This window comes from Streptomyces sp. NPDC092370 (assembly GCF_044755265.1).
Taxonomy (GTDB): domain Bacteria; phylum Actinomycetota; class Actinomycetes; order Streptomycetales; family Streptomycetaceae; genus Streptomyces.
Genome location: NZ_JBIVQO010000009.1, coordinates 226,080 through 252,846, shown reverse-complemented (window position 1 = coordinate 252,846; position 26,767 = coordinate 226,080). Strand labels below are relative to the sequence as shown.

Genomic DNA, 26,767 nt, shown 5'->3' with positions numbered 1-26,767 from the left:
GTGCGACGGCATGCGGCGCTCCAGCGCCTCGACGCCCCTCAGCCGTGCACGGGGCGACGACCCTGCGCCGACGGTGGAGCCGAGGCATGCGACACGGCCCGGCGTGGCTGCCGTCGGCGCTGTGCGACGGCATGCGGCGCTCCAGCGCCTCGACGCCCCTCAGCCGTGCACGGGGCGACGACCCTGCGCCGACGGTGGAGCCGAGGCATGCGACACGGCCCCCGAATGTCCCGCGGAGCGGTTCGACGGGGGCCGTTCGAAGGGACGTCGGGGCCGTCAGCTCCAGCTGGCGTGCAGCGGCTTGCCCTCGGCGTAGCCGGCGGCGCTCTGGATGCCGACGATGGCCTTCTCGGCGAACTCCTCCAGGGAACCGGCACCGGCGTAGGTGCAGGACGAGCGGACGCCCGCGATGATCGAGTCGATCAGGTCCTCGACGCCCGGGCGGGCCGGGTCGAGGAACATGCGGGAGGTGGAGATGCCCTCCTCGAACAGTGCCTTGCGGGCCCGGTCGTACGCCGACTCCTCGGAGGTGCGGTTGCGCACGGCCCGCGCGGAGGCCATGCCGAAGGACTCCTTGTAGGCACGCCCCTGGGCGTCGTGCTGGAGGTCGCCCGGGGACTCGTAGGTGCCCGCGAACCAGGAGCCGACCATCACGTTGGACGCGCCGGCCGCGAGGGCCATGGCCACGTCACGCGGGTGGCGGACGCCGCCGTCGGCCCACACGTGCTTGCCGTACTTCTTCGCCTCGGCGGCGCACTCCAGGACGGCGGAGAACTGCGGCCGGCCCACGCCGGTCATCATGCGCGTGGTGCACATGGCGCCGGGGCCGACACCGACCTTGACGATGTCCGCGCCCGCCTCGATCAGGTCGCGCACGCCCGCGGCGGCGACCACGTTGCCCGCGACGACCGGCACCTGCGGGTCGAGGTCGCGCACCAGCTTCAGAGCGCTGATCATCGACTCCTGGTGGCCGTGCGCGGTGTCGATGACGAGCGCGTCGACCCCCGCGTCCAGCAGTTGCTGCGCCTTGCCCGCGACGTCGCCGTTGATGCCGACGGCGGCGGCGATGCGCAGCCGCCCCCGGGCGTCGGTGGCCGGCGTGTAGAGCGTGGCGCGCAGGGCGCCCTTGCGGGTCAGGATGCCGGCGAGCGTGCCGTCGGGGTTGACCGCGGGGGCGTAGCGGCGGTTGGCGTGGTCGAGGGTGTTGAAGGCCTCGCCCGGGTCCTTGTCCGCGTCGATGAGCAGCAGGTCCCGGGACATGACCTCGGCGAGCTGCGTGAAGCGGTCGACGCCACAGAGGTCGGAGTCGGTGACCACGCCGATGGGCTTGTGGTTCCCGTCGACGACGACACCGGCGTCGTGCGCCCGCTTCGGCAGCAGCCCCAGCGCGTCGGCGACGGTCTGGTGCGGGGACAGGATGATCGGCGTGTCCAGCACCAGATGGCGGCTCTTCACCCAGGAGACGACCTCGGTGACCACCTCGATCGGGATGTCCTGGGGTATCACCACGAGGCCGCCGCGGCGGGCCACGGTCTCGGCCATGCGGCGGCCGGCGATGGCGGTCATGTTGGCGACGACGAGCGGGATGGTGGTGCCCGTGCCGTCCGGGGAGCTGAGGTCGACGGCCTGCCGCGAACCCACCGAGGAGCGGCTCGGCACCATGAAGACGTCGTCGTACGTCAGGTCGTACCCGGGCTGGATGTCATTGAGGAAACGCACGTGCTGCACATCCCAGTCGATCAGAGGTGACCCCCCGTACCGGTCGGCCAGGGGGAAAGAGCACGTACTTCATTCTCCCATGCCGGACACCCCGACGGCCCCCGGCGGATCATCCAGGCTGGTCAGGGAGCCTCTCAGAGGATTCTCCAAGGCCGAGGGTCACGAACAGCCCCGGGCCCCGGTCCGTCGCCTCGGCGAAGATCTCCTCGGCCACCTGCCACTCGTCGGGTCGCGTCTCGGCGTAGGTCCGCCACCCCCGGACGACGACCAGCAGCCCCCGCTCTCCGGCCTCCTCGGGCCAGAGCGCGGGATCGGCCAGGCAGTCGGCGAGGGCGTCCCAGTTGCGTCCGAACCAGTCGGGCAAGGCGAGGTCACGGGCGCAGCGGTCCATCAGGCCCGCCTTGTCCGTGACCCCGTCGAGATCCAGGACGAGCACGATCCGGCCCGCCGGGTCGTGCACTCCGTGCGCCTGGCCGGCCACCCGTCAGACTCCGTCCGGGTCGGACCTGTTGAGCGCGGACTTGGGCGCCGGTCCGGCCGTCATCAGGTAGTCCGCGGCCGACGTGTCCGTCACCAGGCTGGTGACGAGCCCGGACCGCAGCACCGCGTCGATCGCGGGTCCCTTGCGCTGCCCGCCCGCGATCGCCACGACCTCGGGGATGCGACGGAGCTGGTCGGCCTTCACGGTGATGCACCGCTCGCCCAGGTCCCGGCCGATCCGGCGGCCGTCGGCGTCGAAGAGGTGCGCGGACATCTCGGCGGCGACACCGAGGGACGCGTAGTGCGCGCGCTCCTCGTCGCTGAGCATGTCGTGCACCGTGGAGATGCCCGGCTCCCAGGAACCGATGGAGACACAGGCGACGGTGACCTTGTCGAAGTGCTCGAAGGCCCGGGCGATCCCCGTCTGGTTGCGCAGCGCCGCGGCCGTGGCCGCGTCGGGAAGCAGCATCGGGGCGTAGATGGGGTGGGCGTCCCCGCCGGCCACCTGGGCGGCGCGGCGTACGGCCTCGACCGAGCCGCGCTCGGCGGTCCCGGCGTCGTACACGCCGGTCAGTTGCACCACCGTGCACGGCGGCAGCCGGTCGAGCGCCGCCGCCATGTGGATGGTCGAGCGGCCCCAGGCCAGGCCCAGCACATCACCCTCGTCGACCAGTTCGCCGAGCAGGTCGGCGGCCACCTCTCCCAGGTTCTCGGGATCGGGCGACTCCTCGGCCTCGGCCGGGGACTCGACCACGACAGCGTGCCGCAGGCCGTAGCGGGCGCGGAGCGCGTCCGAGCGCTCGGCGTCCAGCTCGGCGGGCACACGGATCTCGATACGGACGAGATCCCGTTCGAGGGCGGTCTCCAGGACCCGGGCCACCTTGAAGCGGCTGACGCCGAACTCCTCCGCGATCTGGATCTTGGACTTGCCCTCCAGGTAGAAGCGGCGGGCCATGGCCGCCGCCTGCACCAGCTCAGCGGGTCCCATCCGCATGGCTGACCGGCCCGCCGACATACCCGACACGGCGTTCTCCTCACTGCTGTTCACACTCTGGATTCGCCGTTCATCCTTGCAGATCCGGCGCGGTTGATCAGCCCTGATGAGAGCCGTTCACTTTGCTGTGGCTCAGTGGTCGCAGGCCCACGAGGCCTTCGCCGTCGCCGCCTCCGCCTGTGTGCGTAGTGCACGTACCGCCTCGGCCGGGTCGTTTGCCCCGTAGACCGCCGATCCGGCCACGAAGACGTCGGCTCCGGCGTCGGCGCAGCGCTCGATCGTGGAAGCGGAAACTCCGCCGTCGACCTGGAGCCAGAGCTCCAGTCCGTGCTTGCTGATCAACTCGCGGGTGCGGCGAATCTTCGGAAGCATGATGTCGAGGAAGGCCTGCCCCCCGAAGCCCGGTTCGACCGTCATGATCAGCAGCATGTCGAGCTCGGGGAGCAGGTCCTCGTACGGCTCGACGGGGGTCGCGGGCTTCAGCGCCATGGAGGCGCGGGCGCCCTTGGCACGGATCTCCCGGGCGAGCCGGACCGGGGCTGCGGCGGCCTCGACATGGAAGGTGACGGAACCGGCCCCCGCTTCCACGTACTGCGGCGCCCACCGATCGGGGGCCTCGATCATCAGATGACAGTCCAGCGGCGTGTCCGTCGCACGGGCGAGCGACTCTACGACCGGCACTCCGAGCGTGAGGTTCGGGACGAAATGGTTGTCCATGACATCGACGTGGAGCCAGTCGGCTCCCTCCACGGCCTTCGCCTCGTCCGCGAGGCGGGCGAAGTCGGCGGAGAGGATGCTGGGGTTGATCTGCGCGGCCATGTCCTAAGACTGCCATGCCCCTCGGGGGTTGTGGGCATCGGTCCCGGTGGGCCAGGGCCGTTCGTCGGCCGCGGAGCGTTTGTGGCTCGTCGCACCGTTCCCCACGTCCCGCCTGGGGCGCTTTCGCGAAGGGGGTTGCCGTGAGACACGGTGTCGCACATCTCGTCTGCGGGCGGCGGGCCAAGTGGCTGGTCCTGGGCCTGTGGGTGGTCGTGCTGTTCGTCGCCGCCCCGTTCGCCCTGAAGCTGACCGACGCGCAGGACAACGACGCGGCGTCCTGGCTGCCGGGGTCCGCGGAGTCGACGCAGGTGCTGCAGATCTCCGAGGACTTCCGGCCGGAGCAGATCCCGGCGGTGGTGATCTACGCGCGGGAAAGCGGCCTGACGGCGCAGGACCGGACTCAGATCGCCGAGGACGTGCGGCAGCTGAAGCAGCTGCGTGACCACGGCATTCTCGGTGAGCGGACGCGGGGGCCGGTGTTCGACCGGCAGGCCGATCCGCGGGCGGCCCAGGTCTTCGTGCCGATCATGATGGACGAGGAGGGCTGGGAGCGGATCTCCCCCGCCGTGGAGTCCATCCGGGACGACGTCGGTGAGGGCGGTGACGGGCTGGCCGTGCACATCACGGGCCCGGGCGGCACCTCCGCGGACTTCGCCGAGGCGTTCGAGGGGATCGACTCGACCCTGCTGTTCTCGGCGATGGCGGTCGTCGTCGTCATGCTGCTCATCACCTACCGCAGCCTGACCCTGCTGCTGGTCCCGCTGGTCGCGGTGGTCTGCGCGCTGTTCGCCGCCCAGGCGCTGATCTATCTGCTGGCCGAGCACGGCGGTCTGACGGTGAACGGCCAGAGCGCCGGCATCCTCACGGTGCTGGTCTTCGGAGCGGGGACGGACTACGCCCTGCTGCTGGTGGCCCGCTACCGGGAGGAACTGCGCCGGCACGAGGACCGCCACGAGGCGATGGCCCTGGCGCTGCACCGCGCCGGCCCGGCGGTGCTCGCCTCCGGTGCGACGGTCGTGCTGAGCATGCTGGTGCTGCTGGCCGCCGAGATGAACTCCACGAGCGGCCTGGGCCCGGTGGCCGCGATCGGCGTCGCGGTGGCCCTGCTGGCGATGATGAGCCTGTTCCCGGCCCTGCTGGTGGTCTTCGGCCGGTGGATCTTCTGGCCGGTGATCCCGCATTACGGCACGCCGGACCCGACCGAGCGCGGCATCTGGGCCCGCACGGGCCGCCGTATCGCCCGCCGCCCGCGGGTGACCTGGATCGCGACGGCACTCGCGCTGGCGGTCTGCTCGCTGGGCCTGATCCAGTTGCGCGCGGAGGGCATCGGCAACGCGGACGCCTTCACCGGGAAACCGGACTCGATCACCGGCCAGGAGGTGTCGGCGCGCTACTTCCCGGCGGGCAGCGGTGACCCGCTGGTCATCGTCAGCAACCAGGCGCAGGCGGTTCAGGTGGGCCGCGCGGTGGCCGGAACACCGGGCGTGGTCCCCCAGTCCCTGGGGCTGCCGCCCGGCACCAAACCGGCCTTCGAGGGCAAGGTCCTCTTCGAGGCCACCATGAGCGCCCCGTCGGACAGCGAGGCCGCCAAACAGACGGTCGAGCGGGTGCGGGACGCCGTGCACGCGGTGCCGGACGCCGACGCCAAGGTGGGCGGCGGCACGGCTGCCCTGCTGGACATGGACGAGGCGACCACGCACGACAACGTGCTGATCATCCCGCTGGTGCTGGTGGTCGTCCTGCTGATCCTCTGCGCCCTGTTGCGCGCCCTGATCGCCCCGCTGCTGCTGATAGGGACGGTGATCCTGTCGTTCGCGGCGGCGCTCGGCATCAGCGCGCTCGCGTTCCGGTACGTCTTCGACTACGCGGGCGAGTCCACCGACTTCCCGCTGTTCGTCTTCGTGTTCCTGGTCGCCCTGGGCATCGACTACAACATCTTCCTGACCACGCGCATCCGCGAGGAAGCCGCCCGCCAGGGCACCGCACCGGGCGTCGTCACGGGCCTCGCCGCCACCGGAGCGGTCATCACCTCCGCCGGCCTGGTCCTGGCCGGCACCTTCGCCGCTCTGGGCACCCTCCCGATGGTCGCCTTCGCGGAGATCGGCTTCACGGTCGCCCTCGGAGTCCTCATCGACACCTTCATCGTCCGCTCGGTCCTCGTGACATCGCTGTTCCTGGACGTGGGACCGAAGGTGTGGTGGCCGCACCGGCTGGCGCGCCAGCACGGCGGCGCGCCGGACCGGGCGACCGTGGAAGCGGGCGTCAGCCGGTCCGGCGAATGAGCGCGAGGTACATCGCGTCGGTCCCGTGCAGGTGCGGCCACAGCTGCACGTCGGGTCCGTCGCCCAGGTCCGGTACGCCGGGCAGCAGCGGCCGGGCGTCGAGGAGGTCCGTGTCCGGGTGCTGCTTGAGCACGTCGGCGACGACGGCCCGGGTCTCGGCGAGGTGCGGCGAGCAGGTCGCGTAACCCACGACACCGCCGACCCGCACCGACTCCAGGGCGGTGCGCAGCAGCCCGCGCTGCAGCGGGGCGAAGCCCTCCAGGTCCTCCGGACGGCGCCGCCAGCGCGCCTCGGGACGGCGGCGCAGGGCGCCGAGGCCGGTGCACGGCACGTCGACCAGCACCCGGTCGAAGCTGCCGGGCCGCCACGCCGGACGCGTCCCGTCCGCGGCGATCACCTGATACGGGCCGGGGTTGCCGTCCAGCGCCTTCGCCACGAGGCCGGCCCGATGGGTCTGCTTCTCGGAGGCGACGAGCAGGGCACCGCGCTCGGCGGCCAGCGCGCCGAGCAGCGCCGCCTTGCCGCCGGGCCCCGCGCACCCGTCGAGCCAGCGCCGGTCGGGCCCGTCCAGGGGCGCGCCCGCCAGGGCGATCGCCACGAGCTGGCTGCCCTCGTCCTGCACACCGGCCCGCCCGTCCCGCACGGCCGCGATGGCACCCGGCTCCCCGCCCTCGGTCAGCCGCACCGCGTACGGCGACCAGTGCCCCCGCACCGCGGCGTCCTCGTCGAGCAGCTCCTCGGCGGTGGCCCGCCCGGGCCGCGCCACCAAGGTCACCTCGGGCCGTTCGTTGTCGGCGCGCAGCAGCTCCTCGATGCCTGCCCTGCCGCCGCCCAGGGAGTCCCACAGCGCGGACACGACCCACCTGGGGTGCGAGTGGACGACGGCGAGATGGTCCTCGGGGTCCTCGTCATAAGGAGGCGCGACCTTCTCCAGCCAGCCCTCCAGATCGTGCTGCGCGACCTTCCGCAGCACGGCGTTGACGAACCTGGCCCGTCCGTCGCCGAGCACGACCCGCGCGAGTTCGACGGTCGCTGACACCGCCGCGTGCGTCGGAATGCGGGTGCCGAGCAGCTGGTGCGCGCCGAGGCTGAGCACGTCCAGCACCGGCGGGTCGACCTCTCTGAGCGGCCGGTCCACACAGGTCGCCAGGACCGCGTCGTACGTCCCCTGCCGCCGCAGCGTCCCGTACACCAGCTCGGTGGCGAGCGCCGCGTCCCGGGCGTCGAACGACTCGGGGCCCTCCTTCTCCCGGGCCTTGCGCAGCAGGGGCGGGAGTACGAGGTTGGCGTAGGCGTCCCGCTCGTCCACGGCCCTGAGCGCCTCGAAGGCGAGGATGCGGACGGGGTCCTTCTTCGGCCGGCGGTAGGGCGTGCCTGACGTGCGGGCTCGACGGGGCTGTTCGCTCACGAAAAAGGTGCTCCGGGTGTGAGAGGAAGTGCGCCGTCCAGCCTACGCCGCCGGGAGCGGGGTGGAACCGGCGGCGGGGCATCGCACCGCGTCGCGGCCCCGCCCGGGAGGGTGTCAGCCGCCGAGCCGCTCGCCCTCACCGATCCGCACCCCGCGTGCCCAGTCCGCCGCACGCATCGGCTTCTTGCCCTGGGCCTGCACCCACAGCAGCTCGACGCCGTACGAGCCGGTGCCGACGTGCACGTTGTTCTTCCCGGCGGCGATCTGCCCCGGGGCGAGGTCCGTCCGGTCGGCCACGGGTGCGACCTGGATGAGCTTGAGCCGCTCTCCGCGGAACGTGGTCCAGGCGCCGGGAGCCGGGGTGCAGCCGCGCACCATCCGGTCCACGCGCAGCGCGGGCGCGCTCCAGTCGAGGTGCGCGTCCTCGACGTTGACCTTCGGGGCGAGGCTGATCCCGTCGGCCGGCTGCGGTACGGCCTTCAGCGTGCCGTCCTCGATGCCGTCCATGGTCGCCGCGAGCAGCCCGGCACCGGCGAAGGCCAACCGCGTCAGCAGGTCCCCGCTGGTGTCGGTGGGCCGGATCTCCTCGGTCACCGTGCCGTACACCGGCCCGGAGTCGAGTCCTTCCTCGATCAGGAAGGTCGACGCCCCGGTGATCTCGTCGCCGGCCATGATGGCGTGCTGCACGGGCGCGGCTCCGCGCCAGGCCGGCAGCAGGGAGAAGTGCAGGTTGACCCAGCCGTGCACGGGAACGTCGAGGGCGACCCGGGGCAGCAGCGCTCCGTAGGCGACGACGGGGCAGCAGTCCGGCCCGATCTCCCGCAGCCGCTCCAGGAACTCGGGGTCCTTCGGCTTCGCGGGCTTCAGCACCTCGATCCCGGCCTCCTCCGCCCGCTCGGCGACGGGCGACGCGACGAGCCTGCGTCCGCGTCCGGCCGGCGCGTCGGGCCGCGTGACGACGGCGGCCACCTCGTGCCGCCCGGAGGCGAGCAGAGCGTCCAGAGCGGGAACGGCGACCTCGGGTGTACCGGCGAAGACGAGCTTCATGGGGTGGTGGGAGCCTCTCGGGCGGGGGTCGATGACGGGCAGCACACAAGTCTATGAGCCGTGGGACGCGAGGCCGCCGACGGCGCTCGGCCCCCTCGGGAGAGCCGGGCCGCCCGGTCGCACGTCGCGGGCGGTGCGCGGGTGGAAGAACCCGCCGAGGGCCGGGGGCCGAGGCGCACACCCCGCGCAAACGGGCGCACGCACAGGCTCCCGCGCCCCCACACCGTGACCAGCGGAGCGAATCCGCGTTGGTCAAGACAGAGTTGACCACAACGGGCCGCGATCGCGGCCCATTCCTTTCAACGCCGGTTCGAGAGGCTTGTTCATGGCCGACCACGCAACCCACGACGCCCAGGCTCGGGCCAGCCTGCACTTGCTGGTGCGGGACATCGAGCGGGTCCGCCGGCAGGTGGACGCGCTGCGCACACTCACCGCCCAGTTGGGCAACGTCTACCGCCCGCGCCGCTCCGGCCCCTCCACGGGCTTCGTCGTCTACGGACGCGCCCCCGCCCCGACGGTGCGTCTCGCCCAGGAGCTGCGGGACAGCGTCGAGACCCTGGTCACGGCGGCCGTGGACTTCGATCGCTCACTCGGCTTCTCCTGGGACGCGGTGGGCTCCGCGCTCGGAGTCACCAAGCAGGCGGTCCACCGCCGGTACGGCGCCCGCCGGGCCACGGCCCCGGCGACGCCCGAGCCGGAGCGCACCCCGGAGCCGTCGGGCAGCCGCTCGGTCAGTGTGACCACCGGCCTCCCCACGGTCCCCACCGTCCCGGCGGCCCGCTCCATGCCCACGCAGCCGACGGCCGGCAGTCCGGCACTGCGCGAGGAGGTCAGGCCGACGGCCTTTCCCGGCCCGCGCAACGGCTGACCCACCCTCAGCCCTGCCCTCTCGGAACACCTCCGGGAGGGCAGCCGCGTATCCGGCCGGCGCCACCGGACGTCGCGGATCGAGGGTGGCCGTGTCGACCCAGTCCCCGGCGTGGGACACCGCCCGCCGCGGCTCACCCGATGTCGGCCGGATCGACCCGTACCCAGACACCCGGCCCGGTCCCGGCGCCACCGCCGCTCCCCCGAGCCATCCGCGCGGCCTGCGCCGCCTTCAGCGCGGCGGCCAGCGCGGCGCCCCTCCCCGGCGGCACCCGCAGCAGCGCCCGCTCCCACTGCTCCCCGGGCGGGGGCGCCCCCGCCCGCCGCGGCCGCCCCGCGGCGGAAACGGGCAACGGCACCGGACCCAGCACCTCCGCCTCGGCCGGCAGCGCGGCCGTACGGAGGAAGTCGGCCACCGCCTCCGGCGGGCCCGACACCGCGGCCATCCGCGACACCGGCGGAAACCCCAGCTCGGCCCGCTCGGCGAGTTCCCGCACCGCGTGACCGACGGGATCCCAGCGCACCAGCGCCTGCACGGGCCGCAGCGTCGGCTCGGCCACGACCACCACCGTGCCACCGGCCGACTGCGGCCGGACCAGGGACGCCGCCGCGATCCACCGCCGCAGCGCGTCCTCCCCGGCCCGCAGGTCGGGCCGCCCGAGCATGGCCCAGCCGTCCAGCAGCAGCGCCGCCGCGTACCCGCCCTCGGCGACGGGCTCGGCCCCCGGCGTGCTCACGACCAGCGCCGGCGTTCCCGGGACCGTGTCGAGCACGTGCTCCCGACCCGAGGTGCGTACCGGCACGGCGGGGAAGGCACGCCCGAGTTCCTCGGCGGTCCGCCGCGCCCCGACGACCGAGGCGCGCAACCGGAAGGAACCGCACTCCGGGCAGTGCCGGCCGCTCTCCCCGCGTCCGCACCACCCGCAGTTCAGGGCGCCGCCGTCCGGCGCCTCCAACGGCCCGGAGCAGTGTCGGCAGCGCGCGGGCGCCCGGCAGTCGGCACACGCCATACGCGGCACGTACCCCCGGCGGGGCACCTGCACCAGCACCGGGCCGTGCCGCAGGCCGTCCCTGACGGCCTGCCAGGCGAGGGACGGCAGCCGGGCGGCCCGGGCGGCCTCGTCCCGGGCGAGGTCCTGGTCCCCGACGGTCCGGACGAGCGGCGCGGCCCCGCGCACCTGGTCCCGGCCGGCGACGACCGGGCGTGCCCAGCCGCTCTCGACGAGTTGCGCGGCCTCCACCGTGCAGCCCCAGCTGCCCAGCAGGAAGCCGCACTTGTCCTGGGCGGCCCGCAGCAGGAGCACCTCGCGGGCGTGGGGCTGCGGGGCGTGCTGCTCGCTGTGGCTGTCGTCGCCGTCGTCCCACAGAGCGACCAGGCCGAGGTCCTTGACCGGCGCGAACATCGCGGCCCGGGTCCCGATCACGGCCCGGACGGAACCGCGCCGCACCGCGAGCCACTGCGCGTAGCGCTTCTCGGGTCCGGCGTCGGCGGTGAGCACCGCGTGCCGCCCCTCCCCCAGCAGGGAGGTCAGGGCGGCGTCGACCCGCGCGACGGCCCGCCCGTCGGGCAGCACGGCGAGCGCCCCGCGCCCGGAGGCCAGCGTCGCGGCGACAGCCCGGGCCAGTTCCTCGCTCCACTGCGGCCCGGGCAGCGCGTTCCACACGGCCCGGGGTGTTCCTCCGGAGGCCAGCGACTCCAGGAAGGCCGCTCCGCGCTCGTAGCGCGGCCAGGAGCCCGGCTCGGGCATCGGGGGCGGTGGCAGCGGGCCGGGTGAGGGCCGCTGCTCGGCTCGCGCGTTGCGCGGCGGTACGGCGAGTTGCAGGACGTCGGCGAGGCTGCCCGCGTACCGGTCGGCGACCGCCCGGGCCAGACCCAGCAGCTCCTCGCTCAGCACCGGCTCGGGGGACACGACCTGGGCGAGGGCGGCCAGCGGTCCGGCGTAGTCGGACTCGGCCAGCCGCTCGACCAGGAATCCGTCGATGAGGCCGCCGCCCTCGCGGCGGCCCTCCCGTACCCGGTGCCGCCCGGCCCCGAACCGCACCCGCACCCGCACACCCGGCTGGGCGTCCGCGTCCAGCTCCTCGGGCACGGCGTAGTCGAAGTACCGGTCGAGATGGAGCACGCCCTTGTCGACGAGGACGCGCGCGACGGGGAGCTCCTTGGCGAGGGCGGCCCCCCGCCAGGTCCGCGGCTTGGCCCGGGGTGTCCTGGCCTTGCGCACACTGTCCCGGATGAGCGCGAGCTGCTCGGGCGGCGCACCCTCGGCCCCGCCGCCCGCCGGTTCGTTCTCGCTGCTCACGCTTGCATTCTTACCAAACATCACTGACAGGCGGAGGCGCCCGAGGTCCCGTCGGTGACGGCGTGCACGCGCCTTGGACCACTCGGCCACGCCGCCGGGCACCGCCCGGCCGGCGGCGGGATTCGAACCCGCGGGGGCTCCTGCGAGCCCAGAAGTATCCGTCACCTTCGCACCGGGCGCCCCGGCGCTCTCCCCACCGTAGGGAGCCTCTGCCGCCGTACGCGAGCCGTTTTGCGGGACCGGGGGGCAAGGCGGCGCGGCGGTGGCTGCGCGGAGCACGGCGAAGGCCCGGCCCCCGGGAAGGGTGCCGGGCCTCATGCGCTGCCCTGAAGGACGGGACCTACAGTTCCGCAGCCTTGCGGAGCGCGTCCACGCGGTCCGTCCGCTCCCACGTGAAGTCGGGGAGCTCGCGGCCGAAGTGGCCGTAGGCCGCGGTCTGGGAGTAGATCGGGCGGAGCAGGTCGAGGTCGCGGATGATGGCGGCCGGGCGGAGGTCGAAGACCTCGTCGATCGCCTTCTCGATCCTCTCCGTCTCGATCTTGGCGGTGCCGAAGGTCTCGACGAACAGACCGACCGGCTCGGCCTTGCCGATCGCGTACGCGACCTGGACCTCGCAGCGGGTGGCGAGACCCGCTGCGACCACGTTCTTCGCGACCCAGCGCATCGCGTACGCCGCGGAGCGGTCGACCTTGGAGGGGTCCTTGCCCGAGAAGGCGCCGCCACCGTGACGGGCCATGCCGCCGTAGGTGTCGATGATGATCTTGCGTCCGGTCAGGCCGGCGTCACCCATCGGGCCGCCGATCTCGAAGCGACCGGTGGGGTTGACCAGGAGACGGTACTTCTCCGTGTCCAGCTTGATGCCCTCGTCCAGGAGCGCCTTCAGCTCCGGCTCGACCACGAACTCCTTGATGTCGGGAGCCAGCAGCGAGTCCAGGTCGATGTCCGAGGCGTGCTGCGAGGAGACCACGACGGTGTCCAGACGGACCGCCTTGTCGCCGTCGTACTCGATGGTGACCTGCGTCTTGCCGTCCGGGCGCAGGTAGGGGATCGTGCCGTTCTTGCGCACGTCGGACAGGCGCTTCGACAGGCGGTGGGCCAGGAAGATCGGCAGCGGCATCAGCGTCGGCGTCTCGTCCGTCGCGTAGCCGAACATCAGGCCCTGGTCGCCCGCGCCCTGCTTGTCGAGCTCGTCGTCGTCGCCCTCGACACGGGTCTCGTACGCCGTGTCCACACCCTGGGCGATGTCCGGGGACTGCGCGCCGATCGACACCGACACGCCGCAGGAGGCGCCGTCGAAGCCCTTCTTGCTGGAGTCGTAGCCGATTTCGAGGATCTTGCTCCGGACCAGCGTCGCGATGTCCGCGTACGTCTTGGTCGTGACCTCGCCGGCCACGTGCACCAGGCCGGTCGTGATCAGGGTCTCGACGGCGACCCGGGAGGACGGGTCCTCACGCAGAAGCGCGTCGAGAATGGTGTCGCTGATCTGATCAGCGATCTTGTCGGGGTGACCCTCGGTTACGGACTCCGAGGTGAACAGGCGACGGGACACAACGCTCCCTGGGGTTGCAGCGGCTGCTGGCTGATCATTGGCGGACGGCGGGGGCTGCACCCGGCGCCGTCCGTGGAACAGTTTACGGGTCACGCTTCGGCCACGGTCCCCCTGTCTCGCCACTCGGGAGCGCTGTGACCTGCGGCACGGGCATTCTGCCCAATGGCGAGCGGCGTTGGCCAGAGGCGCCACGCCCGGATCCAGCCGCATTCGAGGGACGCGCGACGCCCGGATCTCAGCAAAGGCGCTCGGCCACCAGGTCCCACACCGTTTCGGCCAGGGCTTCCTTGGGGCCGTACGGCACCGCCGTCTCGCTGCCGTCCGCGCCGAGCACGACGGCCTCGTTCTCCTCGGAACCGAAGGTCTTGCGCTCCCCCACCTCGTTCACGACGAGCAGGTCGCAGCCCTTGCGCTTGAGTTTGGCGCGGCCGTTGGCGAGGACGTCGTCCGTCTCCGCGGCGAAGCCGACGATCACCTGTCCGGCGCGGGCCCGGTCGGCGGAGATCTCCGCGAGGACGTCCGGATTCCGCACCAGGGTGATCGGCTCCGGCTCCTGGCCGTCCTTCTTCTTGATCTTCCCCGCCGCGTACGCCGCCGGACGGAAGTCGGCGACCGCGGCCGCCATCACCACGGCGTCGGCCTCGGGGGCGGCCCGCAGCACCGCCTCGCGCAGCTGCACGGCGGTGCCGACCGGGACGACGTCGACGCCCGCGGGGGCCGGCAGGGTGCTGTTGGCCGCGATCAGCGTGACACGGGCGCCGCGGGCGGCGGCGGTGCGGGCGAGGGCGTAGCCCTGCTTGCCCGAGGAGCGGTTGCCGAGGAACCGGACGGGGTCCAGGGGCTCGCGGGTGCCGCCCGCGCTGACGACGACGTGCCGGCCCTTCAGGTCGGGCTCGGCGATGCCCCGGGCCAGCACGCGGCGGCACACCTCGAAGATCTCGCCCGGGTCGGGCAGCCGGCCCTTGCCGGTGTCGACGCCCGTCAGACGGCCCACGGCCGGCTCGACGACGAGGGCACCGCGGCGGCGCAGCGTCGCCACGTTCTCCTGGGTGGCCGGGTGCTCCCACATCTCCGTGTGCATGGCGGGGGCGAAGACGACCGGGCAGCGGGCGGTGAGGAGCGTGTTGGTGAGAAGGTCGTCGGCGAAGCCGTGGGCCGCCTTGGCGAGCATGTCGGCGGTGGCCGGGGCGACGACGACCAGGTCCGCGTGCTGCCCGATGCGGACGTGCGGGACCTCGTGCACGTCGTCCCACACCTCGGTGGAGACCGGGTGGCCGGAGAGCGCGGACCAGGTGGCGGCGCCGACGAAGTGCAGCGCGGAGGCCGTGGGCACCACCCGCACGTCGTGGCCCGACTCCGTCAGCCGCCGCAGCAGCTCACAGGCCTTGTACGCGGCGATGCCCCCGCTGACCCCCAGAACGACCTTCGGCTTGTCCACGTCTCTCCCCGGACCTCGGCAACCGGCACACCGTACGACTCCATGACACACCACAGGCCCGGCAGTCGGCCTGCCGGGCCTGTGGACAAGTCAGCGTGAAGCTGACAATCCTGATTACTGCGCCGGGCCCTCGACGGCCTCGGACGTCAGGAGCCCCGCGTTGATCTCGCGGAGGGCGATCGAGAGCGGCTTCTCGTGGACGTGCGTGTCGACGAGAGGACCGACGTACTCGAGGAGACCCTCGCCGAGCTGCGAGTAGTACGCGTTGATCTGGCGGGCACGCTTGGCCGCGTAGATCACGAGGCTGTACTTCGAGTCGGTGGCCTCGAGGAGCTCGTCGATCGGCGGGTTGATGATGCCCTCGGGCGCGGAGATGGAAGAGGACACGCTCTACCTTCCGATGGATGGGAAAGAATCTGTCGGGTTGATCGGCCGGCCGGAACGATCGGCGATGGTCACACGACGTCCATCAAGGCTAGCAGCTCGCGAGCGACGTCCTCGACGGAGGTGTTGACCAGGGTGGTGTCGAACTCCGGCTCGGCCGCGAGTTCGATCTTCGCCGCCTCGAGCCGGCGCTCGATCACCTCGGGTGGCTCGGTGCCCCGCCCGGTGAGTCTGCGCACGAGCTCCTCCCAGGAGGGAGGAGCCAGGAACACCAGCTGGGCCTCGGACATCGACTCACGGACCAGGCGGGCGCCCTGCAGGTCGATCTCCAGGAGGACGGGCTCGCCGTTCTCCAGGCGCTCCTGCACGGCGGCGCGCGGGGTGCCGTAGCGGTTGCCCGCGAACTCGGCCCACTCCAGCAGTTCCCCGTTGGCGATCAGCTTGTCCATCTCGTCGTCGGAGACGAAGAAGTAGTGGACTCCGTGCTTCTCGCCGGGGCGCGGCTTGCGGGTCGTCGCCGACACCGAGAGCCAGACCTCGGGGTGTTCCTTGCGCATATGGGCGACGACCGTGCTCTTGCCGACCCCGGAGGGGCCGGAGAGCACGGTCAGCCGCGGACGTACGTCCGGGGGTACGGGGGTCGTCCCCCGGGGTGTTGCAGCCATGCAGCGATTATCCAGCAATCCCGGAGTGCCCGGGACTCGCTTCCCCGGACTGCCGGATTCAGGAGCCGGTGCTGCCGAACTCGCGCTCCAGGGAGGCGATCTGGTTGGAACCGAGCCCCCGCACGCGGCGGCTCTCGGAGATGCCGAGTCGCTCCATGATCTGCTTGGCGCGGACCTTGCCCACGCCGGGCAGCGACTCCAGGAGGGCGGAGACCTTCATCTTGCCGATGACGTCGTTCTCCTGGCCCTGCTTGATGACCTCGTGAAGGGAGGCGCCGGAGTGCTTGAGTCGATTCTTGACCTCGGCCCGCTCCCGGCGAGCCGCGGCGGCCTTTTCGAGCGCGGCTGCGCGCTGTTCAGGGGTAAGGGGCGGAAGAGCCACGCCTACGTCACCTCGGATGTCGAACTGTCGGATACGGACCGGTGAGGAACCTAGTCGCCCCACACCTGGGGAGTCACGAGCAACACACGCTTGCCCGTTCTCTCGTCGGAGACTAGCGGGCAAGTCCGCCAGAGTCAGCGAGAACAGCGGAAAAGTCCTGGTCAGCCTTCATCTGAACGGACATTTAGGACATACTGCCCCGGATTTGAGGATGTATTCAGACTCAAGCGGGTCCCGGAGGTGTCATCGGAGGTCTCGCGACAAGGTCTGGACCGCCTCACGAGGACGTCACGGCGTGACGGATCTCCTCCGCGAAGCGGTCGGCGGCGTCACGCAGGGCGACCGCGTCGGGACCGTGGCGCAGCACTCCCCGGCTGACGTTCGGCACGACGTTGCGCACGGCCGCGCCGAAGACCCCGGGAAGATCGGCCGGTGTGGCCCCCTGGGCCCCGATGCCGGGCGCGAGGAGCGGGGCGTTGATGTCCAGGTCGTACGTCGACAGATCACCGAGGGTGGCGCCGACGACCGCGCCGAAGGATCCGAGGGGCTCCTCCCCCGCGTTCTCGGCGGCCAGGTGCGCGAGCATGGTCGCTCCGACGCTCCGGCCGTCGGAGCGCACGGCGTGCTGGACCTCGCCGCCCTCCGGGTTCGAGGTCAGAGCCAGCACGAACAGGCCCGTGCCGCTCTCCCGGGCCAGTGCGACGGCCGGGGCGAGCGATCCGTAGCCGAGGTACGGGGAGACCGTCAGCGCGTCGGAGAACAGCGGGGCGTCCCGGTGCAGGAAGGACTCGGCGTAGGCGGCCATGGTGGAGCCGATGTCACCGCGCTTGGCGTCCATCACGACCAGCGCGCCGGCCGCCCGGGCCTCGGCGACCGACTTCTCCAGGACGGCGAGCCCGCGCGAGCCGAAGCGCTCGAAGAACGCGCTCTGCGGCTTGAGCACGGCGACCCGGTCGGCCACCGCCTCGACGACCGTGCGGCTGAACCGCTCCAGGCCGGCCACGTCGTCGTTCAAGCCCCACTCGGCGAGCAGGGAGGCGTGCGGGTCGATGCCGACGCACAGCGGGCCGCGCTCGTCCATGGCCCGGCGCAGGCGGGCGCCGAAGGGTTCGAGACCACTCATGCCGTCTTCCTCACATCGGCGCCCACCGCGTCGGCGAGCGTGGCGTACGGGCTGGTGCGCAGGCGCGCGGCGAGCCCCTTGTGGAGGTCGCGGGCGTAGAACGGCCCCTCGTAGATGAAGGCGCTGTAGCCCTGGACCAGGGTGGCACCGGCCAGGATGCGCTGCCAGGCGTCCTCGGCGTTCTCGATGCCTCCGACGCCCACCAGGGTGATCCGGTCCCCCACGCGCGCGTAGAGGCGGCGCAGGACCGCCAGGGAGCGTTCCTTCAGGGGCGCCCCGGACAGGCCGCCGGTCTCCTTGACCAGGGAGGGGTCCGACTTCAGGCCGAGTCCCTCGCGCGCGATGGTGGTGTTGGTGGCGATGATGCCGTCCAGCCCGAGTTCCACGGCGAGGTCGGCGACGGCGTCGACGTCCTCGTCGGCCAGGTCCGGCGCGATCTTCACCAGGAGCGGGACGCGCCGCGCGGGCACCGTGCGGTCCGCGGCCTCGCGAACGGCGCTCAGCAGGGGGCGCAGCGCCTGCGTCGCCTGGAGGTTGCGCAGACCCGGCGTGTTCGGGGAGGAGACGTTGACGACCAGGTAGTCGGCGTAGGGGGCCAGCCGCTCGGCGGACTTCACGTAGTCCGCGACGGCCTCCTCCTCCGGTACGACCTTGGTCTTGCCGATGTTGACGCCCACGACCGTCTTGAACACGGGCGTACGGGAGGCCAGGCGGGCGGCGACGCGGAGCGAGCCGTCGTTGTTGAAGCCCATGCGGTTGATCAGCGCCCGGTCCTTGACCAGGCGGAACAGCCGCTGCTTGGGGTTGCCGGGCTGCGGTTCGCCGGTGACCGTGCCGATCTCGACGTGGTCGAAGCCGAGCATGGCCATGCCGTCGATGCCGACGGCGTTCTTGTCGAAGCCCGCGGCGAGCCCGAAGGGGCCGTGCATGCGCAGCCCGAGAGCCTCGGTGCGCAGTTCCTCGTGGCGGGGCGCGAGGGCGGCCGCGAGAAAGGTGCGCAGCACGGGCACGCGGGCGGCCAGGCGGATCCAGCGGAAGGCCAGGTGATGGGCCTGCTCCGGGTCCAGCCGCTTGAAGACGAGACGGAAGAAGATCTTGTACATGGTGTCCTCACGAAGACATGGCGTCCTCACGAAGAGGGGGACACCGTTTCCGGTGTCCCCCTCGGGGCTGCTAGTCGCGGGCCGCGGTCAGGTGTTCCGCGTGTTCCTGGAGGGATCGGACGCTCACGTCGCCGCGGTTGAGGGCGTCGATGCCCTGGACCGCCGCCGCGAGGGCCTGGACCGTCGTCAGGCAGGGCACGGAGCGCGCCACGGCCGCCGTACGGATGTCGTAGCCGTCGAGGCGGCCGCCCGTGCCGTACGGGGTGTTGACGATGAGGTCGACCTCGCCGTCGTGGATGAGCTGGACGATGGTCTTCTCGCCGTTCGGGCCGGTGCCCTCGGACTGCTTGCGCACGACCGTGGCGTTGATGCCGTTGCGCTTGAGGACCTCGGCCGTGCCGGAGGTGGCCATCAGCTCGAAGCCGTGCGCGACCAGCTCGCGGGCCGGGAAGATCATCGAACGCTTGTCGCGGTTGGCGACCGAGATGAAGGCGCGGCCCTTGGTGGGCAGCGGGCCGTAGGCGCCCGCCTGCGACTTGGCGTACGCCGTGCCGAAGACGGAGTCGATGCCCATGACCTCGCCGGTGGAGCGCATCTCCGGGCCCAGGACGGTGTCGACGCCGCGGCCGTGGATGTCGCGGAAGCGCGACCACGGCATGACGGCCTCCTTGACGGAGATCGGCGCGTCGAGCGGGAGCTCACCGCCGTCGCCGTTCGCCGGGAGGAGGCCCTCGGCGCGCAGTTCGGCGATGGTCGCACCGAGCGAGATCCGGGCGGCGGCCTTGGCCAGCGGCACCGCGGTCGCCTTCGAGGTGAAGGGGACGGTGCGCGAGGCGCGCGGGTTGGCCTCCAGGACGTAGAGGATGTCCCCCGCGAGCGCGAACTGGATGTTGATCAGGCCGCGGACCCCGACGCCCTTGGCGATGCCCTCCGTGGAGGCGCGCAGGCGCTTGATGTCGAAGCCGCCGAGCGTGATCGGGGGCAGGGCGCACGCCGAGTCGCCGGAGTGGATGCCGGCCTCCTCGATGTGCTCCATGACGCCGCCGAGGTAGAGCTCCTCGCCGTCGTAGAGGGCGTCGACGTCGATCTCGATCGCGTCGTCGAGGAACCGGTCGACCAGGACCGGCCGTGAGGGGCTGATCTCGGTCGACTCGGCGATGTAGGACTCCAGCCGGGTCTCGTCGTAGACGATCTCCATGCCGCGTCCGCCGAGGACGTAGGACGGGCGGACCAGGACCGGGTAGCCGATCTCGTCGGCGATGGCCTTGGCCTCGGCGAAGGTGGTGGCGGTGCCGTGCTTGGGGGCCGGGAGTCCGGCCTCCTTCAGGACCCGGCCGAAGGCGCCCCGGTCCTCGGCGGCGTGGATGGCCTCCGGGGAGGTGCCGACGATCGGCACGCCGTTGTCCTTCAGCGCCTGCGACAGACCCAGCGGCGTCTGCCCGCCGAGCTGCACGATGACGCCCGCGACCGGACCGGCCTGCTGCTCGGCGTGCACGATCTCCAGCACGTCTTCCAGCGTCAGCGGCTCGAAGTACAGACGGTCGGAGGTGTCGTAGTCCGTGGAGACGGTCTCCGGGTTGCAGTTGACCATCACGGTCTCGTAGCCCGCGTCGCTCAGCGCGAAGGAGGCGTGGACGCAGGAGTAGTCGAACTCGATGCCCTGGCCGATGCGGTTCGGGCCGGAGCCCAGGATGATGACGGCCGGCTTCTCGCGGGAGGCGACCTCCGTCTCCTCGTCGTAGGAGGAGTAGAAGTACGGCGTCTTCGCGGCGAACTCGGCGGCACAGGTGTCGACCGTCTTGTAGACCGGGCGGACGCCCAGCGCGTGCCGGACCTCGCGGACGACGTCCTCGCGCAGGCCGCGGATCTCGCCGATCTGCTGGTCGGAGAAGCCGTGCCGCTTGGCCTCGGCGAGCAGGTCGGTGGTCAGCTCGGGCGCCTCGGCCAGCTCGTCGGCGATCTCCTTGATCAGGAAGAGCTGGTCGACGAACCAGGGGTCGATCTTGGTGTAGTCGAAGACCTCCTCGGGCGTGGCGCCCGCGCGGATGGCCTGCATGACGGTGTTGATCCGGCCGTCGGTGGGGCGGACGGCCTGCTCCAGGAGCAGGGTCTTGTCACCGGGCTCGCCGACGAAGGTGAACTGGCTGCCCTTCTTCTCCAGCGAGCGCAGCGCCTTCTGGAAGGCCTCGGTGAAGTTGCGGCCGATGGCCATGGCCTCGCCGACCGACTTCATGGTGGTGGTGAGGGTGGAGTCGGCGCTCGGGAACTTCTCGAAGGCGAAGCGCGGGGCCTTCACGACCACGTAGTCGAGCGTCGGCTCGAAGGAGGCCGGGGTCTCCTGGGTGATGTCGTTCGGGATCTCGTCCAGCGTGTAGCCGACGGCCAGCTTGGCGGCGATCTTGGCGATCGGGAAGCCGGTCGCCTTGGAGGCGAGCGCCGAGGAGCGCGACACGCGCGGGTTCATCTCGATGACGATGACCCGCCCGTCCTCGGGATTCACCGCGAACTGGATGTTGCAGCCGCCGGTGTCGACGCCGACCTCGCGGATGACGGCGATGCCGACGTCGCGCAGGGTCTGGTACTCGCGGTCGGTGAGCGTCATGGCCGGCGCGACCGTGATCGAGTCGCCGGTGTGCACGCCCATGGGGTCGAAGTTCTCGATGGAGCAGACGACCACGACGTTGTCGTTCTTGTCGCGCATCAGCTCCAGCTCGTACTCCTTCCAGCCGAGGATGGACTCCTCCAGGAGGACCTCGGTGGTCGGGGAGAGCGTGAGGCCCTGGCCGGCGATGCGGCGCAGCTCCTCCTCGTCGTGCGCGAAGCCGGAGCCGGCGCCGCCCATGGTGAAGGAGGGGCGGACGACGACCGGGTAGCCGCCGAGCGTCTCGACGCCGGCGAGGACGTCCTCCATGGAGTGGCAGATGACCGAGCGGGCGGACTCACCGTGGCCGATCTTGCCGCGGACGGCCTCGACGACCTCCTTGAAGAGGTCGCGGTCCTCGCCCTTGTTGATGGCCTCGACGTTGGCGCCGATCAGCTCGACGCCGTACTTCTCCAGCGTGCCCGCCTGGTGCAGCGAGATCGCGGTGTTGAGGGCCGTCTGGCCGCCCAGGGTGGGCAGCAGCGCGTCGGGACGCTCCTTGGCGATGATCTTCTCGACGAACTCGGGGGTGATCGGCTCGACGTAGGTGGCGTCGGCGATCTCCGGGTCGGTCATGATCGTCGCCGGGTTGGAGTTCACCAGGACGACCCGCAGGCCCTCGGCCTTCAGGACCCGGCACGCCTGAGTGCCGGAGTAGTCGAACTCGGCGGCCTGGCCGATGACGATCGGGCCGGAGCCGATGACCAGGACGGACTGGATATCGGTGCGCTTAGGCACGCTGGCCCTCCATCAGGGATACGAAGCGGTCGAACAGGTAGGCGGCATCGTGCGGGCCGGCTGCCGCTTCGGGGTGGTACTGGACGCTGAAGGCGGGGCGGTCGAGGAGCTGGAGCCCCTCCACCACGTTGTCGTTCAGGCAGACGTGGGACACCTCGGCACGGCCGAACGGGGTCTCGGAGACCTTCTCGAGGGGGGCGTCGACGGCGAAGCCGTGGTTGTGCGCGGTGACCTCGACCTTGCCGGTCGTCCGGTCCTGCACCGGCTGGTTGATGCCGCGGTGGCCGTACTTCAGCTTGTAGGTGCCGAAGCCGAGCGCGCGGCCCAGGATCTGGTTGCCGAAGCAGATGCCGAACAGCGGCGTGCCGCGCTCCAGGACGCCCCGCATGACGGAGACCGGGTGGTCGGCGGTGGCCGGGTCGCCCGGGCCGTTGGAGAAGAACACGCCGTCCGGGTTCACCGCGTACACGTCGTCGACGGTCGCGGTCGCCGGGAGCACGTGCACCTCGATGCCGCGCTCGGCCATCCGGTGGGGCGTCATGCCCTTGATGCCGAGGTCGACGGCGGCGACGGTGAACCTCTTCTCGCCGATCGCCGGGACGACGTACGGCTCGGTGGTGGCGACCTCGGCGGAGAGGTCGGCACCCTTCATCTGCGGCGCCTCGTGGACACGTGCCAGCAGTGCGGCGTCGTCCCCGAGGGCCTCGCCGCTGAAGATGCCGACGCGCATGGCGCCGCGCTCGCGCAGGTGGCGGGTGAGGGCGCGGGTGTCGATGCCGCTGATGCCGACGACGCCCTGGGTGGCCAGCTCGTCGTCCAGCGTGCGCTGGGAGCGCCAGCTGGACGGCACGCGCGCGGGGTCGCGCACGACGTAGCCGGAGACCCAGATCTTCCGGGACTCCATGTCCTCGTCGTTCACGCCGGTGTTGCCGACGTGCGGGGCGGTCATCACCACGACCTGGCGGTGGTAGGAGGGGTCGGTCAGGGTTTCCTGGTAGCCGGTCATGCCGGTGGAGAACACCGCTTCGCCGAAGGTCTCCCCCACGGCCCCGTAGGCGCGGCCACGGAAGATCCGGCCGTCCTCCAGGACGAGTACGGCGGGAGATTTGGCGGCTCCCCTGGTGGAGGTGGTCATCGTTCGGCGCCTTCCCTGGTGTTCGTATCGATCATGGAGTTGATGGCTTCGACCCACTCGTTGTGCTCGGCCGCGTGGTCGGAGCGGAAACCGGAGTCGATCAGCCGGTCGCCGTGCGCCCAGGTGACGATCAGCAGGCCGCCCTCGGTGAGCACCTTGCCCGCGATGCCCTTGTCGAGCCGGGCCTCGCGCAGCGCGGCGGCCGGGACGAAGAAGTCGCTCGCCCCGGGGCGTACGACGTCGAGGCCGGTGTCCGTCAGGGTCAGCTCGACCCGGCTGCGGGTGCCCAGGCCGTGCGCGACGATGCGGTCGAGCCACTGACCCGCGGTGGTGGAGCCGTGGTAGCGGCCGGTCATGGTGAGCGGGGCGGGGCCCGGGTCGTCCGGGGTGGCGGGCAGCTCGGGCAGGTCGCCCTGGAGGGTGCCGCGCCACTTCCAGCCCTCGCGCATCAGCCAGTAGACGAGCGCGACGAACAGGGCGAGGCCGACGACCCAGCCGATGCGGGCGGCCCAGTCGGTCACTTGCGCCGATTCCTTCTCGGCGGCCAGCAGGAGTACAGGTGTCACGTGAGCTTCCCGTCGACGAGCGTGGCCGTGCCCCGCAGCCACGTGTGCGTCACACGACCCGGCAGCTCACGGCCCTCGTAGGGGGTGTTGCGGCTGCGCGAGGCGAAGCCCGCGGGTTCCACGAGCCCACGGTATGCCGTGTCGACCAGGATGAGGTTGGCGGGCTCACCTGCCGAGACGGGACGCCCCTGGCCGGAGGCCTGTCCGATCTGCGCGGGCTTGACGGACATCCTGTCGGCCACGCCGGCCCAGTCCAGCAGGCCCGTGTCGACCATGGTCTCCTGCACCACCGACAGGGCGGTCTCCAGCCCGACCATGCCCATGGCGGCCGCGGCCCACTCACAGTCCTTGTCCTCGTGCGGGTGCGGGGCGTGGTCGGTGGCGACGATGTCGATGGTGCCGTCGGCGAGCGCCTCGCGCAGGGCCATCACGTCGCGCTCGGTACGCAGCGGCGGGTTGACCTTGTAGACGGGGTTGTAGGTGCGGACCAGCTCGTCGGTGAGGAGCAGATGGTGCGGGGTGACCTCGGCGGTGACCTGGATACCGCGGGACTTGGCCCAGCGGACGATCTCCACGGAGCCGGCGGTCGACAGGTGGCAGATGTGGACGCGGGAGCCGACGTGGTCGGCGAGCAGGACATCCCGGGCGATGATCGATTCTTCGGCCACCGCGGGCCAGCCGCCGAGGCCCAGCTCGGCGGAGACGACGCCCTCGTTCATCTCGGCGCCCTCGGTCAGCCGCGGCTCCTGCGCGTGCTGCGCGACGACACCGCCGAAGGCCTTCACGTACTCCAGGGCCCGGCGCATGATCACGGCGTCGTGGACGCACTTGCCGTCGTCGGAGAAGACGGTGACACCGGCGGCCGACTCGTGCATGGCGCCCAGCTCGGCGAGCTTCCTGCCCTCCAGGCCCACGGTGACGGCGCCGATCGGCTGGACGTCGCAGTAGCCGTGCTCCTTGCCGAGCCGCCAGACCTGCTCGACGACGCCGGCGGTGTCGGCGACCGGGAAGGTGTTGGCCATGGCGAACACGGTGGTGTAGCCGCCGGAGGCGGCGGCCCGGGTGCCGGTGAGGACGGTCTCGGAGTCCTCGCGGCCGGGCTCGCGCAGGTGGGTGTGCAGGTCGACCAGGCCCGGCAGCAGCACCTTGCCCTCGGCCTCGACGACCTCCGCGCCCTCGGCGCTCAGCCCGCCGCCCACCGCGGCGATGGTCCCGCCGTCGATCAGCACGTCCTGCGGCTCGCCGCCGAGCACCTTCGCACCACGGATCAGGATCTTGCTCATCTGTCTTACTTCTCCTCGGTACGGGGGTGGGTCACGGCGGGCTCGTTGCCACCGAGCAGCAGGTACAGAACGGCCATCCGGATGGACACTCCGTTTGCGACCTGCTCGACGACGGTGCAGCGGTCGGAGTCGGCGACCTCGGCGGTGATCTCCATGCCGCGGACCATCGGGCCGGGGTGCATCACGACGGCGTGCTCCGGCATGCGCGCCATGCGGTCGCCGTCGAGGCCGTAGCGCCGGGAGTACTCACGCTCGGTCGGGAAGAACGCGGCGTTCATCCGCTCGCGCTGGACGCGCAGCATCATCACCGCGTCGGACTTGGGCAGTGTGCTGTCGAGGTCGTACGACACCTCGCAGGGCCAGTTCTGGACACCGACCGGCACCAGCGTGGGCGGCGCGACGAGGGTGACCTCGGCGCCGAGGGTGTGCAGCAGGTCGACGTTGGAGCGGGCGACCCGGCTGTGCAGGACGTCGCCGACGATGGTGATGCGCTTGCCTTCGAGGTCCCGGCCGAGTCCGGCGTCCGGGCCGACCAGGCGGCGGCGCATGGTGAAGGCGTCCAGCAGGGCCTGGGTGGGGTGCTGGTGGGTGCCGTCGCCGGCGTTGACGACGACTGCGTCGATCCAGCCGGAGTTCGCCAGGCGGTACGGGGCTCCGGAGGCGCCGTGCCGGATGACGACGGCGTCGACGCCCATGGCCTCCAGGGTCTGGGCGGTGTCCTTCAGGGACTCGCCCTTGGAGACGCTGGAACCCTTGGCGGAGAAATTGATCACGTCCGCGGACAGCCGCTTCTCGGCGGCTTCGAAGGAGATCCGGGTGCGGGTGGAATCCTCGAAGAAGAGGTTGACGATCGTGCGGCCGCGCAGGGTCGGCAGCTTCTTGATCGGCCGGTCGGCGACCCGGGCCATCTCCTCGGCGGTGTCGAGGATCAGGACGGCGTCGTCGCGGGTGAGGTCGGCGGCCGAGATGAGATGACGCTGCATCTGTCAGGCTCCGTAAGGCAGTTCAAACGGGAGAATTGGGGCAGACGGGCGCGCGAGGGCGCGCACTGAGCGGGCGCACGACAACGGCGTACGCCTGGAGCGCTACTGAGGGGTCGGCTTGGCACCGAGCAGCACGGTGTCGCGACCGTCCTCCTCGGCGAGCTGGACCTTGACCGTCTCCCGCAACGACGTGGGGAGGTTCTTGCCGACATAGTCGGCGCGGATGGGCAGTTCGCGGTGTCCGCGGTCGACGAGGACGGCGAGCTGCACCGCGCGCGGACGCCCGATGTCGTTCAGGGCGTCGAGGGCGGCGCGGATGGTGCGGCCGGAGAAGAGCACGTCGTCGACGAGGACGACGAGCTTGCCGTCGAGACCGTCACCGGGAATCTCGGTGCGGGCCAGGGCACGCGGCGGGTGCATGCGCAGATCGTCTCGGTACATGGTGATGTCGAGCGAGCCGCACGGAACCTTGCGCTCGGTGATCTGCTCGAGCTTGTCCGCGATCCGCCGGGCGAGGAAGACGCCCCGGGTCGGAATGCCGAGGAGCACCACGTCGTCGGCGCCCTTGGCGCGTTCGACGATCTCGTGGGCGATGCGGGTCAGCACCCGCGCGATGTCGGGTCCTTCGAGAACGGGCCGGGCATCGGAGTGCGTGTCGTGCGAGTCCATAAGAAACGGACCTCCTTCTCCGCCTCACGGGACGGACCTTAAAGGACGTCGGGATTGCGCCATACACGGTAGCAGGTCCCCGTGATCGCCCGTATGGCCCCCTCGAATCACCCACTCGGCCCAACGGAAAGCCGATACCACGGAAGAGTCGGTGCGGACCATTCGGCTTGACGCGGCAGAGTAACGCTGCGT

At 71.7% G+C, this 26,767-nt stretch carries 22 protein-coding genes; 2 read left to right on the top strand and 20 right to left on the bottom strand.

All coding sequences use genetic code 11. The features are described from left to right. Positions 1–276 precede the first annotated feature (276 nt). The 4 genes from ACIQHQ_RS26430 to rpe all read right to left on the bottom strand — a co-directional run bounded on the left by ACIQHQ_RS26430 (position 277) and on the right by rpe (position 4,012). Positions 277–1,719 (bottom strand): GuaB1 family IMP dehydrogenase-related protein, encoded by a 1,443-nt coding sequence (locus ACIQHQ_RS26430; RefSeq protein WP_402615866.1) that lies wholly within the window; start codon positions 1,717–1,719, stop codon positions 277–279. 109 nt (positions 1,720–1,828) lie between these two features. Next, on the bottom strand, positions 1,829–2,200 hold the full coding sequence (locus ACIQHQ_RS26425; protein ID WP_402615863.1) for a barstar family protein: 372 nt from the start codon (positions 2,198–2,200) through the stop codon (positions 1,829–1,831). 3 nt (positions 2,201–2,203) lie between these two features. Next, positions 2,204–3,247, bottom strand: a complete 1,044-nt coding sequence (locus ACIQHQ_RS26420) for a sugar-binding transcriptional regulator (protein ID WP_402615860.1) — start codon at positions 3,245–3,247, stop codon at positions 2,204–2,206. A gap of 78 nt (positions 3,248–3,325) precedes the next feature. Further along, on the bottom strand, positions 3,326–4,012 hold the full coding sequence (gene rpe, locus ACIQHQ_RS26415) for a ribulose-phosphate 3-epimerase (protein WP_283972543.1): 687 nt from the start codon (positions 4,010–4,012) through the stop codon (positions 3,326–3,328). A 140-nt stretch (positions 4,013–4,152) separates the two neighbouring features. On the opposite strand from rpe, the gene ACIQHQ_RS26410 reads away from it, so the two are divergent. Next, positions 4,153–6,294, top strand: a complete 2,142-nt coding sequence (locus ACIQHQ_RS26410) for an MMPL family transporter (RefSeq protein WP_402615856.1) — start codon at positions 4,153–4,155, stop codon at positions 6,292–6,294. Here ACIQHQ_RS26410 and ACIQHQ_RS26405 read toward each other — a convergent pair. Next, positions 6,275–7,702, bottom strand: a complete 1,428-nt coding sequence (locus ACIQHQ_RS26405) for an RsmB/NOP family class I SAM-dependent RNA methyltransferase (protein WP_402615854.1) — start codon at positions 7,700–7,702, stop codon at positions 6,275–6,277. The genes ACIQHQ_RS26410 and ACIQHQ_RS26405 overlap by 20 nt on opposite strands. Before the next feature lie 114 nt (positions 7,703–7,816). Next, positions 7,817–8,749 carry a methionyl-tRNA formyltransferase gene (gene fmt, locus ACIQHQ_RS26400; RefSeq protein WP_402615851.1) on the bottom strand — a complete coding sequence of 311 codons (933 nt, stop codon included), beginning with the start codon at positions 8,747–8,749 and terminating at the stop codon, positions 7,817–7,819. 325 nt (positions 8,750–9,074) lie between these two features. Here fmt and ACIQHQ_RS26395 point away from each other — a divergent pair, with 325 nt between their 5' ends. Further along, on the top strand, positions 9,075–9,617 hold the full coding sequence (locus ACIQHQ_RS26395) for a hypothetical protein (RefSeq protein WP_402615848.1): 543 nt from the start codon (positions 9,075–9,077) through the stop codon (positions 9,615–9,617). A gap of 133 nt (positions 9,618–9,750) precedes the next feature. Here the strand turns inward: ACIQHQ_RS26395 and ACIQHQ_RS26390 are convergent, their stop codons facing one another. The 14 genes from ACIQHQ_RS26390 to pyrR form a co-directional block, all read right to left on the bottom strand. Then, positions 9,751–11,916: a primosomal protein N' gene (locus ACIQHQ_RS26390; RefSeq protein WP_402615845.1), complete on the bottom strand. Its 2,166-nt coding sequence runs from the start codon at positions 11,914–11,916 to the stop codon at positions 9,751–9,753. A 340-nt stretch (positions 11,917–12,256) separates the two neighbouring features. Further along, positions 12,257–13,465, bottom strand: a complete 1,209-nt coding sequence (gene metK / locus ACIQHQ_RS26385; RefSeq protein WP_402615842.1) for a methionine adenosyltransferase — start codon at positions 13,463–13,465, stop codon at positions 12,257–12,259. Between the two features lie 235 nt (positions 13,466–13,700). Then, the gene (gene coaBC, locus ACIQHQ_RS26380; RefSeq protein WP_402615839.1) at positions 13,701–14,903 is read right to left on the bottom strand and encodes a bifunctional phosphopantothenoylcysteine decarboxylase/phosphopantothenate--cysteine ligase CoaBC; all 1,203 of its coding nucleotides are present in this window, start codon (positions 14,901–14,903) and stop codon (positions 13,701–13,703) included. 114 nt (positions 14,904–15,017) lie between these two features. After that, on the bottom strand, positions 15,018–15,290 hold the full coding sequence (rpoZ, locus tag ACIQHQ_RS26375) for a DNA-directed RNA polymerase subunit omega (protein WP_003988945.1): 273 nt from the start codon (positions 15,288–15,290) through the stop codon (positions 15,018–15,020). 68 nt (positions 15,291–15,358) lie between these two features. Beyond that, positions 15,359–15,952, bottom strand: a complete 594-nt coding sequence (gene gmk / locus ACIQHQ_RS26370) for a guanylate kinase (protein ID WP_390992789.1) — start codon at positions 15,950–15,952, stop codon at positions 15,359–15,361. A 58-nt stretch (positions 15,953–16,010) separates the two neighbouring features. Next, positions 16,011–16,334, bottom strand: coding sequence for an integration host factor (locus tag ACIQHQ_RS26365; RefSeq protein WP_003977346.1), 324 nt, complete (start codon positions 16,332–16,334; stop codon positions 16,011–16,013). 277 nt (positions 16,335–16,611) lie between these two features. Next, a complete protein-coding gene (pyrF, locus tag ACIQHQ_RS26360; RefSeq protein ID WP_402615836.1) occupies positions 16,612–17,457 on the bottom strand; it encodes an orotidine-5'-phosphate decarboxylase in 846 nt (281 codons plus the stop codon). Next, complete coding sequence (locus ACIQHQ_RS26355; RefSeq protein WP_402615833.1) at positions 17,454–18,560, bottom strand: quinone-dependent dihydroorotate dehydrogenase; 1,107 nt, start codon at positions 18,558–18,560, stop codon at positions 17,454–17,456. Before ACIQHQ_RS26355 ends, pyrF begins: the two co-directional genes overlap by 4 nt. A 70-nt stretch (positions 18,561–18,630) precedes the next feature. Next, a complete protein-coding gene (gene carB / locus ACIQHQ_RS26350) occupies positions 18,631–21,939 on the bottom strand; it encodes a carbamoyl-phosphate synthase large subunit (protein ID WP_402615830.1) in 3,309 nt (1,102 codons plus the stop codon). After that, positions 21,932–23,074 (bottom strand): glutamine-hydrolyzing carbamoyl-phosphate synthase small subunit, encoded by a 1,143-nt coding sequence (carA, locus tag ACIQHQ_RS26345; protein ID WP_402615827.1) that lies wholly within the window; start codon positions 23,072–23,074, stop codon positions 21,932–21,934. The genes carB and carA overlap by 8 nt, the downstream gene beginning before the upstream one ends. Then, positions 23,071–23,640, bottom strand: coding sequence for a hypothetical protein (locus ACIQHQ_RS26340; protein ID WP_402615825.1), 570 nt, complete (start codon positions 23,638–23,640; stop codon positions 23,071–23,073). Before ACIQHQ_RS26340 ends, carA begins: the two co-directional genes overlap by 4 nt. Further along, positions 23,637–24,923, bottom strand: coding sequence for a dihydroorotase (locus ACIQHQ_RS26335; protein WP_402615822.1), 1,287 nt, complete (start codon positions 24,921–24,923; stop codon positions 23,637–23,639). The genes ACIQHQ_RS26340 and ACIQHQ_RS26335 overlap by 4 nt, the downstream gene beginning before the upstream one ends. 5 nt (positions 24,924–24,928) lie before the next feature. Further along, positions 24,929–25,906, bottom strand: coding sequence for an aspartate carbamoyltransferase catalytic subunit (locus ACIQHQ_RS26330; RefSeq protein ID WP_402615819.1), 978 nt, complete (start codon positions 25,904–25,906; stop codon positions 24,929–24,931). A 102-nt stretch (positions 25,907–26,008) separates the two neighbouring features. Then, entirely contained in the window at positions 26,009–26,575 is a 567-nt protein-coding gene (pyrR, locus tag ACIQHQ_RS26325) for a bifunctional pyr operon transcriptional regulator/uracil phosphoribosyltransferase PyrR (RefSeq protein WP_402615816.1), read from the bottom strand. Positions 26,576–26,767 lie beyond the last annotated feature (192 nt).

What these genes read in the sequence shown, in the direction of transcription:
- rpe (WP_283972543.1), bottom strand. Translation starts at nt 4,012, where the DNA reads ATGGCCGCGCAGATCAACCCCAGCATCCTCTCCGCCGACTTCGCCCGC.
- fmt (WP_402615851.1), bottom strand. Translation starts at nt 8,749, where the DNA reads ATGAAGCTCGTCTTCGCCGGTACACCCGAGGTCGCCGTTCCCGCTCTG.
- ACIQHQ_RS26395 (WP_402615848.1), top strand. Translation starts at nt 9,075, where the DNA reads ATGGCCGACCACGCAACCCACGACGCCCAGGCTCGGGCCAGCCTGCAC.
- gmk (WP_390992789.1), bottom strand. Translation starts at nt 15,952, where the DNA reads ATGGCTGCAACACCCCGGGGGACGACCCCCGTACCCCCGGACGTACGT.
- pyrF (WP_402615836.1), bottom strand. Translation starts at nt 17,457, where the DNA reads ATGAGTGGTCTCGAACCCTTCGGCGCCCGCCTGCGCCGGGCCATGGAC.
- ACIQHQ_RS26355 (WP_402615833.1), bottom strand. Translation starts at nt 18,560, where the DNA reads ATGTACAAGATCTTCTTCCGTCTCGTCTTCAAGCGGCTGGACCCGGAG.
- carA (WP_402615827.1), bottom strand. Translation starts at nt 23,074, where the DNA reads ATGACCACCTCCACCAGGGGAGCCGCCAAATCTCCCGCCGTACTCGTC.
- ACIQHQ_RS26335 (WP_402615822.1), bottom strand. Translation starts at nt 24,923, where the DNA reads ATGAGCAAGATCCTGATCCGTGGTGCGAAGGTGCTCGGCGGCGAGCCG.
- ACIQHQ_RS26330 (WP_402615819.1), bottom strand. Translation starts at nt 25,906, where the DNA reads ATGCAGCGTCATCTCATCTCGGCCGCCGACCTCACCCGCGACGACGCC.
- pyrR (WP_402615816.1), bottom strand. Translation starts at nt 26,575, where the DNA reads ATGGACTCGCACGACACGCACTCCGATGCCCGGCCCGTTCTCGAAGGA.